Here is a 14,493-nt window from a genome sequence, read left to right on the forward strand (position 1 = left end):
TCAACCTGATCCACCACAGCTAATTTAAAGGCAAGAGAATAATCTCGCTGAGTACGCTTAGTGATTGTTGTCATAACACTTTCCAAATTTAAGGTTAGAAAGTGTCAACCTTATTCAGGACGGGTCAAAGCTGTAAAAAAAGGCTGCCATGGGCAGCCTTTTTTGTTTGCGTTGTGTGTCGCTTTAAGTATTACTTGCCGTTTAATGCTTCCAGATGTGACTGGACACTGAAAGCCAGTGCGACAGGATTGTAGCCTCCTTCAAGAACAGAAACGATTCTGCCCTGACCGTAACTGTTGGCTACATCCATCAGTAACTTTGTTGCCCAGTAGTAATCTTCTTCCCGAAGGTTAATGTCTGCGAGGGGGTCTTCCTCGTGGGCATCAAATCCTGCGGAAATAAATATCATGTCGGGCTTGTGTCTTTGCAGGGCCGGTAACCAAGCATCTTCCAGCTGTTGCCGGAATGCCAGGCTTCCGCTGCCCGCAGATAACGGACAGTTAATTATATTTTCCCGCTGAACGTCATGAAGGCGGCCCGGATAGTAAGGATGCTGAAATGTTGAACAGACCATTACTTCAGGTATGTCTTTGAATATATCAACGGTGCCATTGCCGTGGTGAACGTCAAAATCGACAATCGCGACACGGTTAATGTCCGGATGCTGCAGGGCGTGCATCGCGCCTATAGCAATGTTGTTATAGAGGCAGAACCCCATTGCCAGCCCGTGTTCGGCATGATGACCCGGTGGGCGTACAGAGCAGAAGGCGTTGTCTGCCTGTTGGTTGATAACCTGTTCAGTTGCCAGTACGGCAGACCCTGCAGCCAGACTGGCGGCGTGCATACTGTCGGGGCAGAGTGCGGTGTCTGCGTCCGCATGAACGATGCCGGACTCCGGTGACAGTTGCAGCAGGTCTGACTGGTGATGGCTGGAGTGCGCCAGCTTTATCTGATCCGCAGTGACATGTACAGACTCCATCTGTAGCAGGTCATCTATCAATCCGGTTTTGCTCAGTACTTTCTGAATGGCAATGAGTCTGACCGGGCTTTCCGGGTGCTCGGGCCCCATATTGTGCAGGCCGCAATCCTCATGGCTGATGAAGGCTGTAGTCGTCATTTTATTGTTATCCCTGTATTTGTTTCAGTGTACTGAATTCGCTCAGCCCGGGCGCTTAGTCAAAAGTGTAACTAATTTGCTTTATGGTACAGATATTGACATGGATCATGGTGTGCTGGCGAGTAGCTGCGTAATATGATCATCACAGCATAGAACTGTATTTAGCACCGTGTGTTTCACCCTACACCGGTGCTTTTTTTTGCCCATTTTAAGACGCATAGGGCAAAAACCCTGCCTGCTTTGCTCCACCTGTTTCTGACATTCTGATAATCTGAATGAAGTTATATGTAATATCGGTTTAATGTTAGGAAACGCGTTTCTGTGCCACTTGTTACGGATTTAAAACTTAATCGCAAGATTGATTACAGTGACACCAATGTCTTGCTGGTGGACAGTAGTGGCAATATGCGTGCAACGGTGTACTACATGTTGCGCGAGTTTGGCATGCATAACATTAAGGCGGTCACCAGTAATGAGCGGGTGATTCCGCTGATTTCCCGCAATGACTACGACATCGTTTTGCTGAGCCATAACGTGCGGGACTCTGTAACCGGTATCCAGATCCTGGAGGAAGCGCGGTATCGCGGCTTTATCCGGCCCAGCTCCGCCTGGATATGTATGACCAGTGACTCTTCTCAGGAAGCTATTCTTCAGGTGATCGACAGCAATCCGGATGATCTGCTGATTAAGCCGTTCACGATGGAAGAGCTGAAGCAGCGAATTGATCAGGTAATGCGCCGCAAGATGGCGCTGCGTCCGGTGGATCTCGCGGTTGAGGCGGGTTCGATCGGGCAGGCTCTGAAAATCTGTGAAAATCTCATTTACCGTGAACATCCTGAATTTGATCATTTGCAAATTGTCCGTGGTTCACTGCTATTGCAGCTAGGCCGGCTTGAGGATGCCCGACGGCTATTTGAGACCATTTATCAGGAGAGCGGCGAAAAGGAAGCCGGATTGTATCTGGCAAAAGTATTTATCGGCATGGATGAGCTCTCGTTGGCTCAGGAGCAGTTGCTGAAGCTGATTGAAAGATCACCCCTGATGATAGCTGCCTATGACTTGCTTGCTGAGGTTTATGAAAAGCAGGGGGATTTGGGCGAGGCGCGTGAAATGTTGCGCGAAGCGACATCAAAGGCTCCTCTGGCTATTCCCCGGCAAATGAAGCTGGGAAGGGTAGCTACTAAGACCAAGGTGATGGAGGTGGCGAAGTCAGCCTATCGCCGATCAATATCTCTGGGTAAGCGAAGCAGTTTGCACTCAGCAGAGCCTTATTTGTGTCTGGCGAATGTATTTATGCTGGAAGCCAAGCATTCTGATGAAAAAACACAATATCAGCTTGCCCGTGATATGGATGTGTTATTGCAGCGTGCCAAACAGAGTTTTCCGAATGATCTGGGGCTGGATGTGCGGAGTCACTTAATTCGCAGCCAGTTTGCTGAAAGTACCGGAGATTTTTCCGAAGGGGAGCGTCTCCTGAAAGAAGCGATACTGATTAATGACCGGCTTGAAATGCCGCTGGATCTGGACCGTGAGGTGCTTGCTTTGTCAGGCGATGCTGTGCCTGTGCTTGAGCCGGAAAAAGCCGCTGCGCCTGTGCCTGAGGCCGGGAAGAAGAAAGCTAAGGATGCACAGATGAGCCTCAAGGCAAATCGTCTGGGCATTAAGCATTACATGAGTGGTAAGGTAGGTGCGGCGATTAAATCCTTTGGTGCTGCCGTTGAATTCGACTTTACAAACTTTGCTGCCATGTTGAATCTTGCGCAGTTGTTTCTGGAAACCGCCCGTGATGATGAAGAACGCCGTGAAGGCCGTTTAAAGATGGTGGATCGTTATCTGGGGTTGTTACGGAACGGGCAGCTGTCAGATGATCAGCAGCGGAAGCTGAATGTGCTGGAGCGCTTCAGGAAACTACCCGCAAAGTCTTTACCACATGGGCCGCTGGGTGAGCTGATAAAGTAATACAGTGAGAGGGAAGTGGCCTCCCCGAGAGGACTCGAACCCCTATCTAAGCCTTAGGAGGGCCCTATTCTATCCGGTTGAACTACGGGGAGGCAGGTGGCTGATTCTACTGATGTTTCTGTGTGGAGTCACGGGGTAAGCGCGGAAATATTTTAAGCTTTTCCTAAACGTTGCTGCGCTGAATAGTTGCCTTTTCCGCCGGCGTTATCGTAAAGCATGTTTTTCTGATTCTGGCCGCGGATGATGCTCATGAGGTGTTCAAGGTTGCGGCTGTTGCGTGCAACGACGGTTTCGTTCCGCTGGTTTTTCTCATTTACTTCTAAAAGCAGTGTTTCCAGCGGCTTCCAGTGTTTAAGAAATTCAGCGCGAGGCTCTGGCGGCAGTGCGCCGGAAAAAGTTTCCAGTCCCTGTTTGTTTGCAGAAACACCCAGTTGATTAAACAGTTCATTCCGGGATCTGCTGTTGGTTTCCAGCTCCCGCAGAATGTCCGTTTTTTGCTGAACCGTCTGTTGAATGGTTTCAACATTTCGTTCAGACAGGGCGTTATACTCCTGATCAAGGAGTGCGCTCAGTTTGCCAATCGTAATCAGTCCCTGTTGGTTCAGGGTATTCAGTTCGCTGAGTTGTAAAGGCGTTACTGTCTGCATATTCCGTATATTGCTTAGCCGAGTTGTGTTTCGATCTGAAGCAGGCCTTTGGCTGTGCTCAGGGCATCCACCTGATAGCTGCCATCTTCGATAGCAGCTTTCAGTTCTGCAACACGGTCAGCATTTACACCGTCATCAGTTAAACTGCTGTCGATTGTTTTCTGAATTGCTTGTGCAGTATCACTGATACTGACATTGCTTGCCGGCTGGCTGGTCGGTGCCGCGCCAGTGGCTGGCTTGTTGCCCGCTGCAGGTTGCTCATTCACCTTGCCACGAGATAGGGTCGCCTGATTGGACGATAAACCCGTGATATCAATAACCATTTTCTGAACCTCATTTTTCTATGAGTGAGTATATCGGCGCAGTGTGAATAATCTTTAGTCAAAAAATACAAAAAAATTATAAAAATTTTAGGTTAAGTATATCAGTGATATACAGGCGGTGCTAATCGCCTAAGGTGTGACTGAAACAACCCCTACGCGGCTGACATAAGCGCGTACGACCCGGCCGGAACGGGTGTTTCTTACATTGATCTGTTTGCCCTGTTCACCGTCTTCCAGTGCAGTGCCGTTCATGCGAACCATCATGCTGCCGTTTTTGGCTTCAATGACGACATGATCGCCTTTGCGAACCAGAAGGTGTTTGCTCAGCGCTTGCGCGGTGATGATTTTCTTGCTGCGCAGGGTGCGTTTCAGTCGCCGGTTAAACAGTTCGGCACGGTCGGTAAAGTAAGCCTGGTTGATCTTGCGTACGTCAGTTTCGATCAGTGCCAGATCCTTAGCCCCCAAAATGGTGCCCTTGTTTAAAGGTCGGGTCGTGTGGACAACCGGCAGCCATTGTTCAACAGTGCCGGTCAGAAAAACTCGCCACTTGGGATTATGACACTGAGCGGCAATGCTTACCCTGCTGGCCCGTGTTGGTGCGTGTTTGAAGGTGATTGGCTGTTTACATCGGGAGAGGTTTAGCTGCGTGCTTGGGGGGCGTAACTTGATGCTGGTTCGGGCTAATGGCTGTTCAACGGAATAGATGGAATACAGGTATTCTTCAGCCTGTTGTTTGATTTTGGTCGGGTAGGCGCTGGCATGGGCCTTTACTGCCAGAGTGAAGATCGCTATAAAAGTACATATTAATGTGATGGTTGGGTGATTCACTGGATAATTTAAACCATTACTTACCATTTGAGTAAACTAAGCAGGTCCACTCAGTACGTAGGAATAATCATGTCAGTAAATAAGATTAGTGTAAACCAGCGACAGCGGGTGAGTGATGTTGGCCATAACCGCCTGGAGTTATTGCTATTTGGCCTTAATACTGAGCAGGAATATGGCATCAACGTATTTAAGGTACGGGAGGTGCTTCCCTGTCCGGATCTGACGGGTATTCCTAAACAGACAACGTCTCTTAAAGGGATGGCGCATATCCGTGGTGAAACGATCCCTGTGATCGACTTGTCTGAGGCAATCGGTGAGGAACCTGTTAGCCCTGATGATCGTAAGAGCTGTTTTCTGGTGGTTACCGAATACAGCCGCCGTACACTTTCTTTCCTGGTGCGCAGGGTTGACCGGATTTTGGCAACTCACTGGGATAACGTTACACCGCCGCCGGTTGAGCTGGTCGGACAAAACTATCTGACAGCTGTGTTAGAGCACGACGGTAATCTGATCGAAATCCTGGATGTTGAGCAAATTCTTGCGGATCTGATTCCGAGTAATACTGCGGTCAGTGAAGATATCGCCACAGAAGAAGTTAAAAATCACGCGAAGGAATATCACGTGATGGTTGTTGATGACTCAAATATCGCGCTGAAGCAGGTTCAGCAGGTGTTTGAAGGCATGAGTATTAAAGTTACCACGGCTAAGAACGGTAAGGCCGCTCTGACATTGCTGGAACAGCTGGTTGATAAGGGAGTTGATGTACCGTCACTCTTCCTGATGGTTGTTTCTGATATTGAGATGCCGGAAATGGATGGTTATACCCTGGTAAACCGTATCCGTGACAATGAAAGCTTGCGTAAGCTGCACGTTGTGTTGCACAGTTCACTGAGTGGACGCTTTAACCTTTCAATGATTAAAAAGGTTGGTGCTGATGCGTTTATTGGTAAGTTTGATGCCGACGAGTTGGCAACTGCAGTAGTAGAGCGTATGAAGGCTGTTGAATCCGGTCTTTGACAGGTGGTGGAGTAAAGGTTCTGGACACTTCTAAGTTAAAGATTACCGATCAGGAATTTACCCTGTTTTGTGATTATCTGGAAAATGCCTGCGGCATTTTGTTAGCCAGACATAAGTTGTATCTCGTTGAAAGCCGCTTGGGGCGCCTGATGAAAGAGCGTGAGATTCCCAGTCTCGCGACCCTTGTAGAGCAACTGAAGCGGCCGGGTAGTCGGGCTCTTAATGAGCAGGTTATCAACGCAATGACGACCAACGAGACTTTATGGTTCCGTGATATTCATCCCTATACAATCCTGAATAATCAGGTTTTGCCTGAGTTGGCCGCAGCTGGTAGTCGCCAGCGTTTGCGGATTTGGTCAGCAGCCTGCTCAACGGGGCAAGAGCCTTATTCGATCAGTATGTCGATTGAAGAGTTCAAGCAGTCAGGTAAGGGCAGTTTTGGTGGTGAGGAAATCGTTGCTACTGATATCTGTACACGGGTATTACAGCAGGCTAAGACCGGTGACTATGAGCGTCTGGCTTTAGGAAGAGGCTTGTCTCAGGAGCGCCTGAACCGTTTCTTTTCTCCTAAAGGCGATGATATCTGGACCATAAAGCCAGAGCTCAAACGCAGAATTAACTTCCGTGAACTGAATTTGTTGGGCTCGTATAGCACGATGGGGCAGTTTGATATTATTTTCTGCCGTAACGTGCTCATTTATTTCTCCACTGAGTTGAAACTGGAAATTCTGCGTAAGATGCATAAGTCGCTTAAGAAGGGAGGTTATCTCTTTTTGGGGGCATCAGAGTCTTTATCTGGCCTGAGTGACTGCTATGAAATGATTCACTGCAGACCAGGTATTATTTATAAGGCTATTTAAAGCTATTTGAGTGATTCAAGAACCCCGGACAGTTTGCTGTCCGGGGTTTTTTTATGCCTGGAAGGTACATCGCGGCAATGCAGAGTAATGGGAGATGCCGCTTTGCCGCCCCGTTGCCGGTGGATTGCCGGTTCGTTTTTTAAGGGGCATTTGATTGCCGCTTATAGTTTTATTTTTTTCTTATCTTGCTGATTTTAAATGATTTTTAGTAGTTGGCATTCTGTTTGCATTTAACTGGTCAGTTAATTATAGGAGTGTCGGTATGGCAATCAGTTTTGAATCAGCGCTGGGTATACATGAGCAAGCGGTCTACGTACGTAGCAAGCGTGCAGAAGTGCTGGCAAATAACATTGCAAATGCAGACACCCCAAATTTTAAAGCCCGGGATATGGATTTCAGAGCAATTTTGCAGGGCAAAGAGTCGCAGATGCAGGCAGGACAGCTTGAACTGGCTCAAACTAAAAGTGGCCACAGTGAAGGTCTGGTAAATCCGGATTTTGCCGCTGAAATGATGTACCGGATCCCAAGTCAGCCAAGCATTGATGGCAATACAGTCGATGTTCAGACTGAAATGGCCCGCTATACAGAAAATGCTTTGGACTATCAGGCATCGTTTCAGTTTCTGGACAGAAAATTTAAGGGCCTGAAAGGCGCGATTAAGGGTGAATAATTATGTCATTGTCTAATATTTTTGATATTGCCGGTTCAGCCATGAGCGCCCAGAGTGTCCGGTTAAATACGACGGCCTCTAACATGGCAAATGCTGACAGCGTCAGCAGCAGCTATGGTGAAACTTACCGGGCCCGTAAGGCTGTTTTTGAGCTGGGTCGTCAGGATGAATTGCAGCCAGGTGTGCCTTTGGGTACCCAGGCGGGCCAGGGGGTTGAGGTTGCCGGAATTGTTGAAAGTGACGCGCCGTTACGCCAGGAATACAACCCTAATCACCCGATGGCAAATGAAGAGGGATATGTTTTTTATCCCAATGTAAATGTGGTTGAAGAGATGGCAGATATGATTTCTGCGTCCCGTTCGTTTCAGATTAATGCTGAAATCATGAATACCGCGAAGCAGATGACGCAGCGGGTGCTGACCCTTGGTCAGGGCTGATAACGTCGGATTTGCGTGAGAGTTCAGAGGTAATTAATTATGTCGACTATTAATACGAATCAGACAACCAATGTCTTTGATCAGATTAATGAGGCTAACAAGGCGCAATCGACGCAGACGTCTCAGACATCCAGCGACAGCGATATGTTTATGCAGCTGATGATTGCTCAGCTGCAGAATCAGGATCCGACTAGCCCGGCAGAGACAAATGACTTCATGCAGCAGATTTCCAGCATGAGTCAGGTTGAGAGTATCAACAACCTAAACATTACGATGAATAACCTTTCCAATTCGCTGCTGTCCAGTCAGTCGGCGTTACAGGCTTCATCAATGGTTGGGCAGAATGTGTATGCCAAGACCGATGTGGCAACGATTACTGCGGATAATAAAGATGTTAAAGGCATTGTTGAGTTGCCGATTTCAACGACGAACCTGCGGGTCAAAATTTATGATCCTAACGGCGTTGAAATAGAGACCCTTGATCTGGGGGCTAAAAACGCAGGGGATCTGAATTTTGCATGGAATGCGGGCGATGATGCGGCTTCCGGCGATTACCGGGTTGTGGCTGAGGCCGCGACCGCAGATGGTTATAAGGCAGTGAACAGTTACCTGGCTTACAACGTCAACAGCGTCACACTGGGTCAGAACGGTGTTGGCATGAAACTGAATACTGACGCAGGTTCTATTGCGTTCAGTGATATCAAACAGATTGGGTAAGGCAGGAGAGTATCATGGCGGGTTTTAATACTGCGGTTACAGGTTTAAAAGCGGCAACAACCGATCTGGATGTCACGGGTAACAACATTGCGAACTCCAGTACAATCGGTTTTAAATCTTCACGGACGGAGTTTGGCGACATTTATGCCACAGCTGTAGTGGGTGCGGGTTCCAGTAACGTGGCCGGTTCCGGTGTAATCGTTTCTGACATCGCACAGGATTTTCAGGCCGGTACCATTGAATTTACCAACAACAACCTGGATCTGGCGATCAACGGTTCAGGTTTTTTCCAGCTGGATGATGGCCAGGGTGGTGTGACTTACACCCGTGCCGGTGCGTTTGAGCTGGATAAAGACGGTTTTATCGTATCCAAGTCCGGTAAGCGTTTGCAGGGCTATGGTCTGGACAGTGACGGCAACCGTTTGCCGATCGGTGATCTGGCGGTAACGCAGAAGGAAAGCCCGCCTAAGGCAACTGAAGAGGTTAACCTGTCTTTCAATATTGATGACCGGGCAGATGCTAGTGCGTTAGTGCAGCCGTATGATCGCGATAACCCGGCGACTTTTACCTACAGTACCACTATCCGTAGCTTCGATAGCCTGGGTAACGAGCATACCATCAAGTTCAACATGGTAGAGCAACCACCAATCCGTGAAGTGCAGACGCTGAATTTCAGTGGAGCTACGCCTCCGAATGTTTCTGGTGGTACGGTTGTGATCAGCGGTCAGACAGTTGATAAAGATGTACTGCGAGCAGGTATTGGTCTTGATCCGGACGGTATGTTGGTGGATGGTGATTACCGTTTGCCGGGGCAGGTGCAGGAGTTTGATATTTCAGGTGCTGCAGCGGGTATTACCGGTGTAAGTATGGTTATTGGTACGGTTACCGTACCGGCTGCCACGATTGTTGCTTCGACTTCACCTGCTGATCTGGGTGATAAAATTGAAGCTCAAAAGCAGGCAATTATTGATCACTATAATGCTAACCGTGCATCGAATGAACCGGTTCTGATAAACATTGCTGAAGACCCGACAGATTCTTCCAAATTGTTTTTTCAGTTTGATGACTCAGAATCAGCGCCAGCAGTCGGCTTTGGTACTTTGACCGGCGGTACTGCGACTGGCGCAACAACTTTACGTCAGTTTGGTGATGAGGTTCAGTCATTACTGAATGCAGACAGTCGAATTCGTTCTGTTCAGGTTGCGGCGGACGGTACGTCACTGGATGTCCGTTTTAAGGCGTCTGCGACGGATGTGGATGATATTCAGGTGCGTGATGGTGCGGGTAACTTATTATCAGATGTTGCTATTACCTCGACTACCTTATCGGCAAGTGAAACCCATACCTATGCATTTAACAGTGCTGCTTTTGCCAGTGGTACTCTGGATGGTTCGCCATCAATTTCCATTGGTGGGGTGACAATTCAGCTTGATACAGCAGATACGCAGGAAACGGTTTCTTCTAAAATTGCTGCTAATCAGGCGGCAATTCTGGATGCGAATCCTGATGTGGCATCGGTGCAGTTTAATTCTTCAGGCCAACTGGTTATTACCTATAAGCCTGAGTCGGGTAATGTGCCAAATGATATTCTGGAAGTTGACTTTGGCGACGGTTCCACTACAACGCCTGGCACTCAGCCTGTTATGGCGATTTCTACCATTGATTCCGGTGATAACTCCTATGAAGGTGTTTACCGGATGTATGCATACCTGAACGGTACTGAGACGCTGGATCTGGGTAAGGCGCCTGATCCGGGTGAGCCGGGTGGTGCTTCAGAGCCGGGCCCGATTCTGGTGACGTTTAATCCGACTAACGGTTTGCTGAGTTCAGTGAACGGCACGAACGTGCCGCTTGGCGGAACCGCACCGAATATTTCGATTACCGGTGCAGACCCTGCTGACCCGACAACGGTTATTGAGCTGGATATTACCAATACCACCCAGTTTGCATCCGCCTCTATTGTTAAGGCCGCAACGCAGGATGGTTATACCAAGGGTGACCTGATCGGTGTTACCTTTGCTGAAACCGGTGAAATGGTTGCCAGCTTCTCAAACGGCCAGACGCAAAACCTGGGTGTGGTTGCTTTTGCTACCTTTGAAAACCAGTCGGGCTTGCAGCCTGCGGGCGATACCGAATGGATTGCGACACTGACCTCAGGCGATGCGATTCTGAACCCGCCGGGAACCGGTTTGAACGGTAGCTTGCGATCTGCAGCACTTGAACAGTCGAACGTTGACCTTTCCAGTGAGCTGGTAAGGCTGATTGAAGCGCAGCGAAACTTCCAGGCGAACTCGAAGACGCTTGAAACCCTGAATACGGTGACGCAGGCGATACTTCAGATTTAACTTTTCTGTTTTCTTTTCCATACCCGGCCGGTTTTTAACCTGCCGGGTATTCCTGTTTTATTTCTTGGCACACTAATTGCTTTCTTCTATATATTGAAAAAGCGGCAATGCATTTCCGCTTGAGCTGATACGTAGAGAGAAGAGTAATGGATAAAGTGCTGTATCTTGCCATGAGTGGCGCGCGGGAAAATATGCGCTCACAGCATGCGCACTCAAATAACCTTGCTAACGTAAATACGACCGGCTTTAAAACTGATTTAGCTCAGGCACGGGCGATGCCTGTGTATGGGGAAGGTTTGCCGTCCCGGGTGTATGCCATGAGCGAGCGGCCTGCCACGGATGTTACTTCAGGGGTGCTGACGCCTACCGGGCGGGAGCTGGATGTCGCAATTGAAGGCGATGGCTGGTTTGCAGTGATCAATGCCAACGGTGAAGAGGTTTATACCCGGTCTGGCGAATTTACGATTAATGAACAAAATCAGCTGGTAACCGCCGGTGGCGTTCCGGTTATGGGCAATGGTGGTATTCCTATTGCCTTGCCGGCATTTGAAAAACTGGATATTGGCGGTGACGGCACCATTACCGTTCAGCCTTTGGGTGAAGGGCCGGAAGCATTAGCGGTCGTTGACCGTATCAAGCTGGTTAACCCGGAGCCCGGTACATTGTTCAAAGGGCAGGACTCGTTCATGCGTACCGGCAATCCTGTGCCTTTGCCGCCGGCAAATGATGTCAAAGTTGTTTCCGGTTTTCTGGAAACCAGCAATGTAAATTCTGTTTCTGAACTGACGTCGATTATCTCTCTGTCCAGACAGTATGAGATGCAGGTGAAAATGATGAAGACGGCAGAAGAAAATTCATCAGCAGCGGCACGTATCTTGCAGCTGCAGGGATAATATTTAATCAGTAAGTATTCGGTGAGCGAATAAAGCTTTCTGACTAAGAATAAAAAACAGCCGTTGAAGAGCTGTTTAGAGAGGTAAAAGAATGAACAGTGCGTTATTTGTAGCGAAAACAGGTTTGTCGGCGCAGGATACATCATTGCGGGTTATTTCCAACAACCTGGCAAACGTGAGTACTGTTGGTTTCAAGCGTGACAGGGCTGTATTCGAAGATCTGATGTACCAGACCCAGCGTCAGCCCGGAGCTGAGTCGGCGGAAGGTTCACAGCTGCCTTCCGGTTTGCAGTTGGGAACCGGGGTGCGGATCGTTGGTACTCAAAAGCTTTTTCAGGAAGGCTCTATTGAGAACACCGGCGATGCGTTTGATGTGGCAATTAATGGCCGTCGAGGATTTTTCCCGGTCACGCTGCCTACCGGAGAAACCGGTTATACCCGCCACGGTCAGTGGCAGATTAATTCTGATAATGAACTGGTTACGGCAGAAGGCTTTGTATTGCAGCCCGGGATAACCTTGCCGGCGGAAGTGCAGACACTGACGATCGGCCAGGATGGCCAGGTATCAGTAGTTACTGCAGGTAATACCGCTGCACAGAATATAGGTCAGATTCAGCTGGCTGACTTCGTGAACCCAGCGGGCCTGGAAGCCATTGGTCAGAACATGTTTCTGGAAACCAATGCCAGTGGGGCGCCTATTCTGAATAACCCGGGTGAAGGCGGCACGGGGGCACTTTTGCAGGGCTCTTTAGAAGGTTCCAACGTGAATGCGGTGGAAGAGTTGGTGAATCTGATTACCACTCAACGGGCATATGAAGTGAATTCCAAAGTAATTTCAACGGCAGATGAGATGCTGTCCTTCGTGACTCAGCAGCTGTAAGCGTATTTGGGTGAATATTATGAATAAGGTTCTTACTCTTGTTGGTTTTGTTCTGTTGCTGACCGGATGTGTTAATACACCGCCGAAGCCGGATAACCCGCACTTCGCGCCGATCCGGCCACAGTCGCTGCAGGCGCCTAAGTCGGTGAACGGTTCAATTTTCAGCAGTGCAACCAACATTAACCTCTATGGTGATGGCCGTGCGCACCGTGTTGGCGACATCATTACGGTTGTTCTGCAGGAAAGTACTTCTTCGCAGAAGAACAGTAAAACAGAGATCGATAAGAGTAATAACCAGACCATTGCTCAGCCGACGATTTTAGGTGAAGCACTGACAATTGATGGTAAGCCGTTATCTGCCAACTTCGGTAACTCAACGACAGATTTTGACGGTGAAGGTAAAGTGAATATGAGTAACAGCCTTACCGGTAATATCTCGGTCACCATTCATGAAGTGCTGGCCAACGGTGTACTGATTGTCAAAGGTGAGAAATGGCTGACCTTAAATCAGGGTGATGAATATATTCGTGTCAGCGGCATGATTCGTCCACAAGATATCAGTGCGGACAATACCGTTAACTCGACTCAGATTGCTGATGCCCGGATTTCTTACAGTGGAACCGGTGCAGTGCATGACTCAAATACCATGGGCTGGTTATCACAGTTCTTTATTGGTCAGTTGTGGCCATTTTAATCAGGAGAAGACAGATGCTTAAGTCACTTGTACTGGTCGCTGCTTCGTTTCTGCTGAGTACTGCTGCAGTTGCTGAACGTTTAAAGGATATTTCAACAGTGGCCGGGGTCCGCAGTAACCAGTTGGTGGGTTATGGTCTGGTGGTTGGTCTTGACGGCACCGGGGATAAAACAAGTTTTACCTCAGCTACCTTCAGAAATATGCTGAATAACTTCGGTGTGGCGATTCCGCCAAATATTGACCCGTCCTCCAAGAACATTGCTGCGGTTGCGATCCATACGGATTTGCCACCGTTCGCCAAGCCGGGTCAGGTGATTGATGTCACTGTTTCCGCGTTGGGTGATGCTAAGAGTTTACGTGGCGGCAGCCTGATTATGTCGCCACTGAAAGGTGCGGACGGTCAGATTTATGCGGTTGCTCAGGGTAACCTGGTCGTATCGGGCTTTGGTGTGGAAGGTGCCGACGGTTCACGTCTGTCACTGAACGTACCGAGTGTTGGCCGGATTCCGGGCGGTGCAACGGTGGAGCGGACGGTACCCAATGCTTTTGCACAGGGGGATAGTCTGGTGCTGAATCTGAATCATCCTGATTTCACCACGGTACGCCGGGTATCTGAAACCATTAACAGCCTGTTAGGGCCGAATATGGCGAAGGCCGTTGATGCGACCTCTATCCGGGTACGTGCTCCGCGGGACCCTTCGCAGCGGGTATCTTTCCTTTCTGTACTGGAAAATCTTGAAGTTCAGCCTGCTCAGGAAGTGGCGAAAGTGATTATTAACTCACGGACCGGCACGATCATTATTGGCCAGAATGTACGGGTGTCTCCGGTAGCAATTACTCATGGCGGTATGACCGTTGCGATTAATGAAAATATTGATGTGAATCAGCCTGATCCGCTCTCTCAGGGTGAGACAGTTATTACCCCCCGTACCGGTATTGAAGTGGATGAAGGCAGCGGACATATGTTCGAGTTCGCGCCGGGTGCGTCGTTGCAGGACATTGTTGAGTCTGTGAACCAGGTAGGAGCTGCTCCCGGCGACCTGATGGCAATACTGGAAGCACTGCGTCAGGCAGGTGCGTTAAAAGCAGAGCTGGTGGTGATTTAA

At 49.0% G+C, this 14,493-nt stretch carries 15 protein-coding genes and 1 tRNA gene; 11 read left to right on the forward strand and 5 right to left on the reverse strand.

The window, feature by feature from the left end; translation table 11 throughout:
- Window positions 1–190: 190 nt before the first annotated feature.
- Complete coding sequence (locus JYB63_RS14965) at window positions 191–1,117, reverse strand: histone deacetylase family protein (RefSeq protein ID WP_205658706.1); 927 nt, start codon at window positions 1,115–1,117, stop codon at window positions 191–193.
- Between the two features lie 321 nt (window positions 1,118–1,438).
- Between JYB63_RS14965 and JYB63_RS14970 the strand changes: the two genes are divergently transcribed.
- Entirely contained in the window at window positions 1,439–3,076 is a 1,638-nt protein-coding gene (locus tag JYB63_RS14970) for a tetratricopeptide repeat protein (protein ID WP_336510895.1), read from the forward strand.
- A 16-nt stretch (window positions 3,077–3,092) separates the two neighbouring features.
- Here JYB63_RS14970 and JYB63_RS14975 read toward each other — a convergent pair.
- From JYB63_RS14975 to flgA, 4 genes are all read right to left on the reverse strand, one after another.
- A tRNA-Arg gene (locus JYB63_RS14975) sits at window positions 3,093–3,168 on the reverse strand.
- A gap of 60 nt (window positions 3,169–3,228) precedes the next feature.
- Window positions 3,229–3,723, reverse strand: a complete 495-nt coding sequence (locus JYB63_RS14980) for a flagella synthesis protein FlgN (protein ID WP_205658707.1) — start codon at window positions 3,721–3,723, stop codon at window positions 3,229–3,231.
- A 14-nt stretch (window positions 3,724–3,737) separates the two neighbouring features.
- Window positions 3,738–4,046, reverse strand: coding sequence for a flagellar biosynthesis anti-sigma factor FlgM (gene flgM / locus JYB63_RS14985; RefSeq protein ID WP_205658708.1), 309 nt, complete (start codon window positions 4,044–4,046; stop codon window positions 3,738–3,740).
- A gap of 129 nt (window positions 4,047–4,175) precedes the next feature.
- The gene (gene flgA, locus JYB63_RS14990) at window positions 4,176–4,874 is read right to left on the reverse strand and encodes a flagellar basal body P-ring formation chaperone FlgA (protein WP_205658709.1); all 699 of its coding nucleotides are present in this window, start codon (window positions 4,872–4,874) and stop codon (window positions 4,176–4,178) included.
- Window positions 4,875–4,943: 69 nt separating this feature from the next.
- Between flgA and JYB63_RS14995 the strand changes: the two genes are divergently transcribed.
- From JYB63_RS14995 to JYB63_RS15040, 10 genes are all read left to right on the forward strand, one after another.
- Window positions 4,944–5,891, forward strand: a complete 948-nt coding sequence (locus tag JYB63_RS14995; RefSeq protein WP_205658710.1) for a chemotaxis protein — start codon at window positions 4,944–4,946, stop codon at window positions 5,889–5,891.
- Window positions 5,888–6,751: a CheR family methyltransferase gene (locus JYB63_RS15000; RefSeq protein ID WP_272873585.1), complete on the forward strand. Its 864-nt coding sequence runs from the start codon at window positions 5,888–5,890 to the stop codon at window positions 6,749–6,751. Before JYB63_RS14995 ends, JYB63_RS15000 begins: the two co-directional genes overlap by 4 nt.
- Window positions 6,752–7,013: 262 nt before the next feature.
- The gene (flgB, locus tag JYB63_RS15005) at window positions 7,014–7,421 is read left to right on the forward strand and encodes a flagellar basal body rod protein FlgB (RefSeq protein ID WP_205658711.1); all 408 of its coding nucleotides are present in this window, start codon (window positions 7,014–7,016) and stop codon (window positions 7,419–7,421) included.
- 2 nt (window positions 7,422–7,423) lie between these two features.
- Window positions 7,424–7,858: a flagellar basal body rod protein FlgC gene (gene flgC, locus JYB63_RS15010; RefSeq protein ID WP_205658712.1), complete on the forward strand. Its 435-nt coding sequence runs from the start codon at window positions 7,424–7,426 to the stop codon at window positions 7,856–7,858.
- A 39-nt stretch (window positions 7,859–7,897) separates the two neighbouring features.
- Window positions 7,898–8,575, forward strand: coding sequence for a flagellar hook assembly protein FlgD (locus JYB63_RS15015; RefSeq protein ID WP_205658713.1), 678 nt, complete (start codon window positions 7,898–7,900; stop codon window positions 8,573–8,575).
- Between the two features lie 14 nt (window positions 8,576–8,589).
- Entirely contained in the window at window positions 8,590–10,920 is a 2,331-nt protein-coding gene (locus JYB63_RS15020; RefSeq protein ID WP_243432010.1) for a flagellar hook-basal body complex protein, read from the forward strand.
- 146 nt (window positions 10,921–11,066) lie between these two features.
- Window positions 11,067–11,813 carry a flagellar basal-body rod protein FlgF gene (flgF, locus tag JYB63_RS15025; RefSeq protein WP_205658714.1) on the forward strand — a complete coding sequence of 249 codons (747 nt, stop codon included), beginning with the start codon at window positions 11,067–11,069 and terminating at the stop codon, window positions 11,811–11,813.
- A 91-nt stretch (window positions 11,814–11,904) separates the two neighbouring features.
- Window positions 11,905–12,693, forward strand: a complete 789-nt coding sequence (gene flgG, locus JYB63_RS15030; protein WP_205658715.1) for a flagellar basal-body rod protein FlgG — start codon at window positions 11,905–11,907, stop codon at window positions 12,691–12,693.
- Window positions 12,694–12,712: 19 nt separating this feature from the next.
- Window positions 12,713–13,387, forward strand: a complete 675-nt coding sequence (gene flgH, locus JYB63_RS15035; protein WP_205658716.1) for a flagellar basal body L-ring protein FlgH — start codon at window positions 12,713–12,715, stop codon at window positions 13,385–13,387.
- Between the two features lie 14 nt (window positions 13,388–13,401).
- Window positions 13,402–14,493 (forward strand): flagellar basal body P-ring protein FlgI, encoded by a 1,092-nt coding sequence (locus JYB63_RS15040; protein ID WP_205658717.1) that lies wholly within the window; start codon window positions 13,402–13,404, stop codon window positions 14,491–14,493.

It is taken from the genome of Aliamphritea spongicola (genome assembly GCF_017051665.1).
GTDB lineage: Bacteria > Pseudomonadota > Gammaproteobacteria > Pseudomonadales > Balneatricaceae > Amphritea > Amphritea spongicola.

What these genes read in the sequence shown, in the direction of transcription:
- JYB63_RS14965 (WP_205658706.1), bottom strand. Translation starts at nt 1,117, where the DNA reads ATGACGACTACAGCCTTCATCAGCCATGAGGATTGCGGCCTGCACAAT.
- JYB63_RS14980 (WP_205658707.1), bottom strand. Translation starts at nt 3,723, where the DNA reads ATGCAGACAGTAACGCCTTTACAACTCAGCGAACTGAATACCCTGAAC.
- flgM (WP_205658708.1), bottom strand. Translation starts at nt 4,046, where the DNA reads ATGGTTATTGATATCACGGGTTTATCGTCCAATCAGGCGACCCTATCT.
- JYB63_RS14995 (WP_205658710.1), top strand. Translation starts at nt 4,944, where the DNA reads ATGTCAGTAAATAAGATTAGTGTAAACCAGCGACAGCGGGTGAGTGAT.
- flgB (WP_205658711.1), top strand. Translation starts at nt 7,014, where the DNA reads ATGGCAATCAGTTTTGAATCAGCGCTGGGTATACATGAGCAAGCGGTC.
- flgC (WP_205658712.1), top strand. Translation starts at nt 7,424, where the DNA reads ATGTCATTGTCTAATATTTTTGATATTGCCGGTTCAGCCATGAGCGCC.
- JYB63_RS15015 (WP_205658713.1), top strand. Translation starts at nt 7,898, where the DNA reads ATGTCGACTATTAATACGAATCAGACAACCAATGTCTTTGATCAGATT.
- JYB63_RS15020 (WP_243432010.1), top strand. Translation starts at nt 8,590, where the DNA reads ATGGCGGGTTTTAATACTGCGGTTACAGGTTTAAAAGCGGCAACAACC.
- flgF (WP_205658714.1), top strand. Translation starts at nt 11,067, where the DNA reads ATGGATAAAGTGCTGTATCTTGCCATGAGTGGCGCGCGGGAAAATATG.
- flgG (WP_205658715.1), top strand. Translation starts at nt 11,905, where the DNA reads ATGAACAGTGCGTTATTTGTAGCGAAAACAGGTTTGTCGGCGCAGGAT.
- flgH (WP_205658716.1), top strand. Translation starts at nt 12,713, where the DNA reads ATGAATAAGGTTCTTACTCTTGTTGGTTTTGTTCTGTTGCTGACCGGA.
- JYB63_RS15040 (WP_205658717.1), top strand. Translation starts at nt 13,402, where the DNA reads ATGCTTAAGTCACTTGTACTGGTCGCTGCTTCGTTTCTGCTGAGTACT.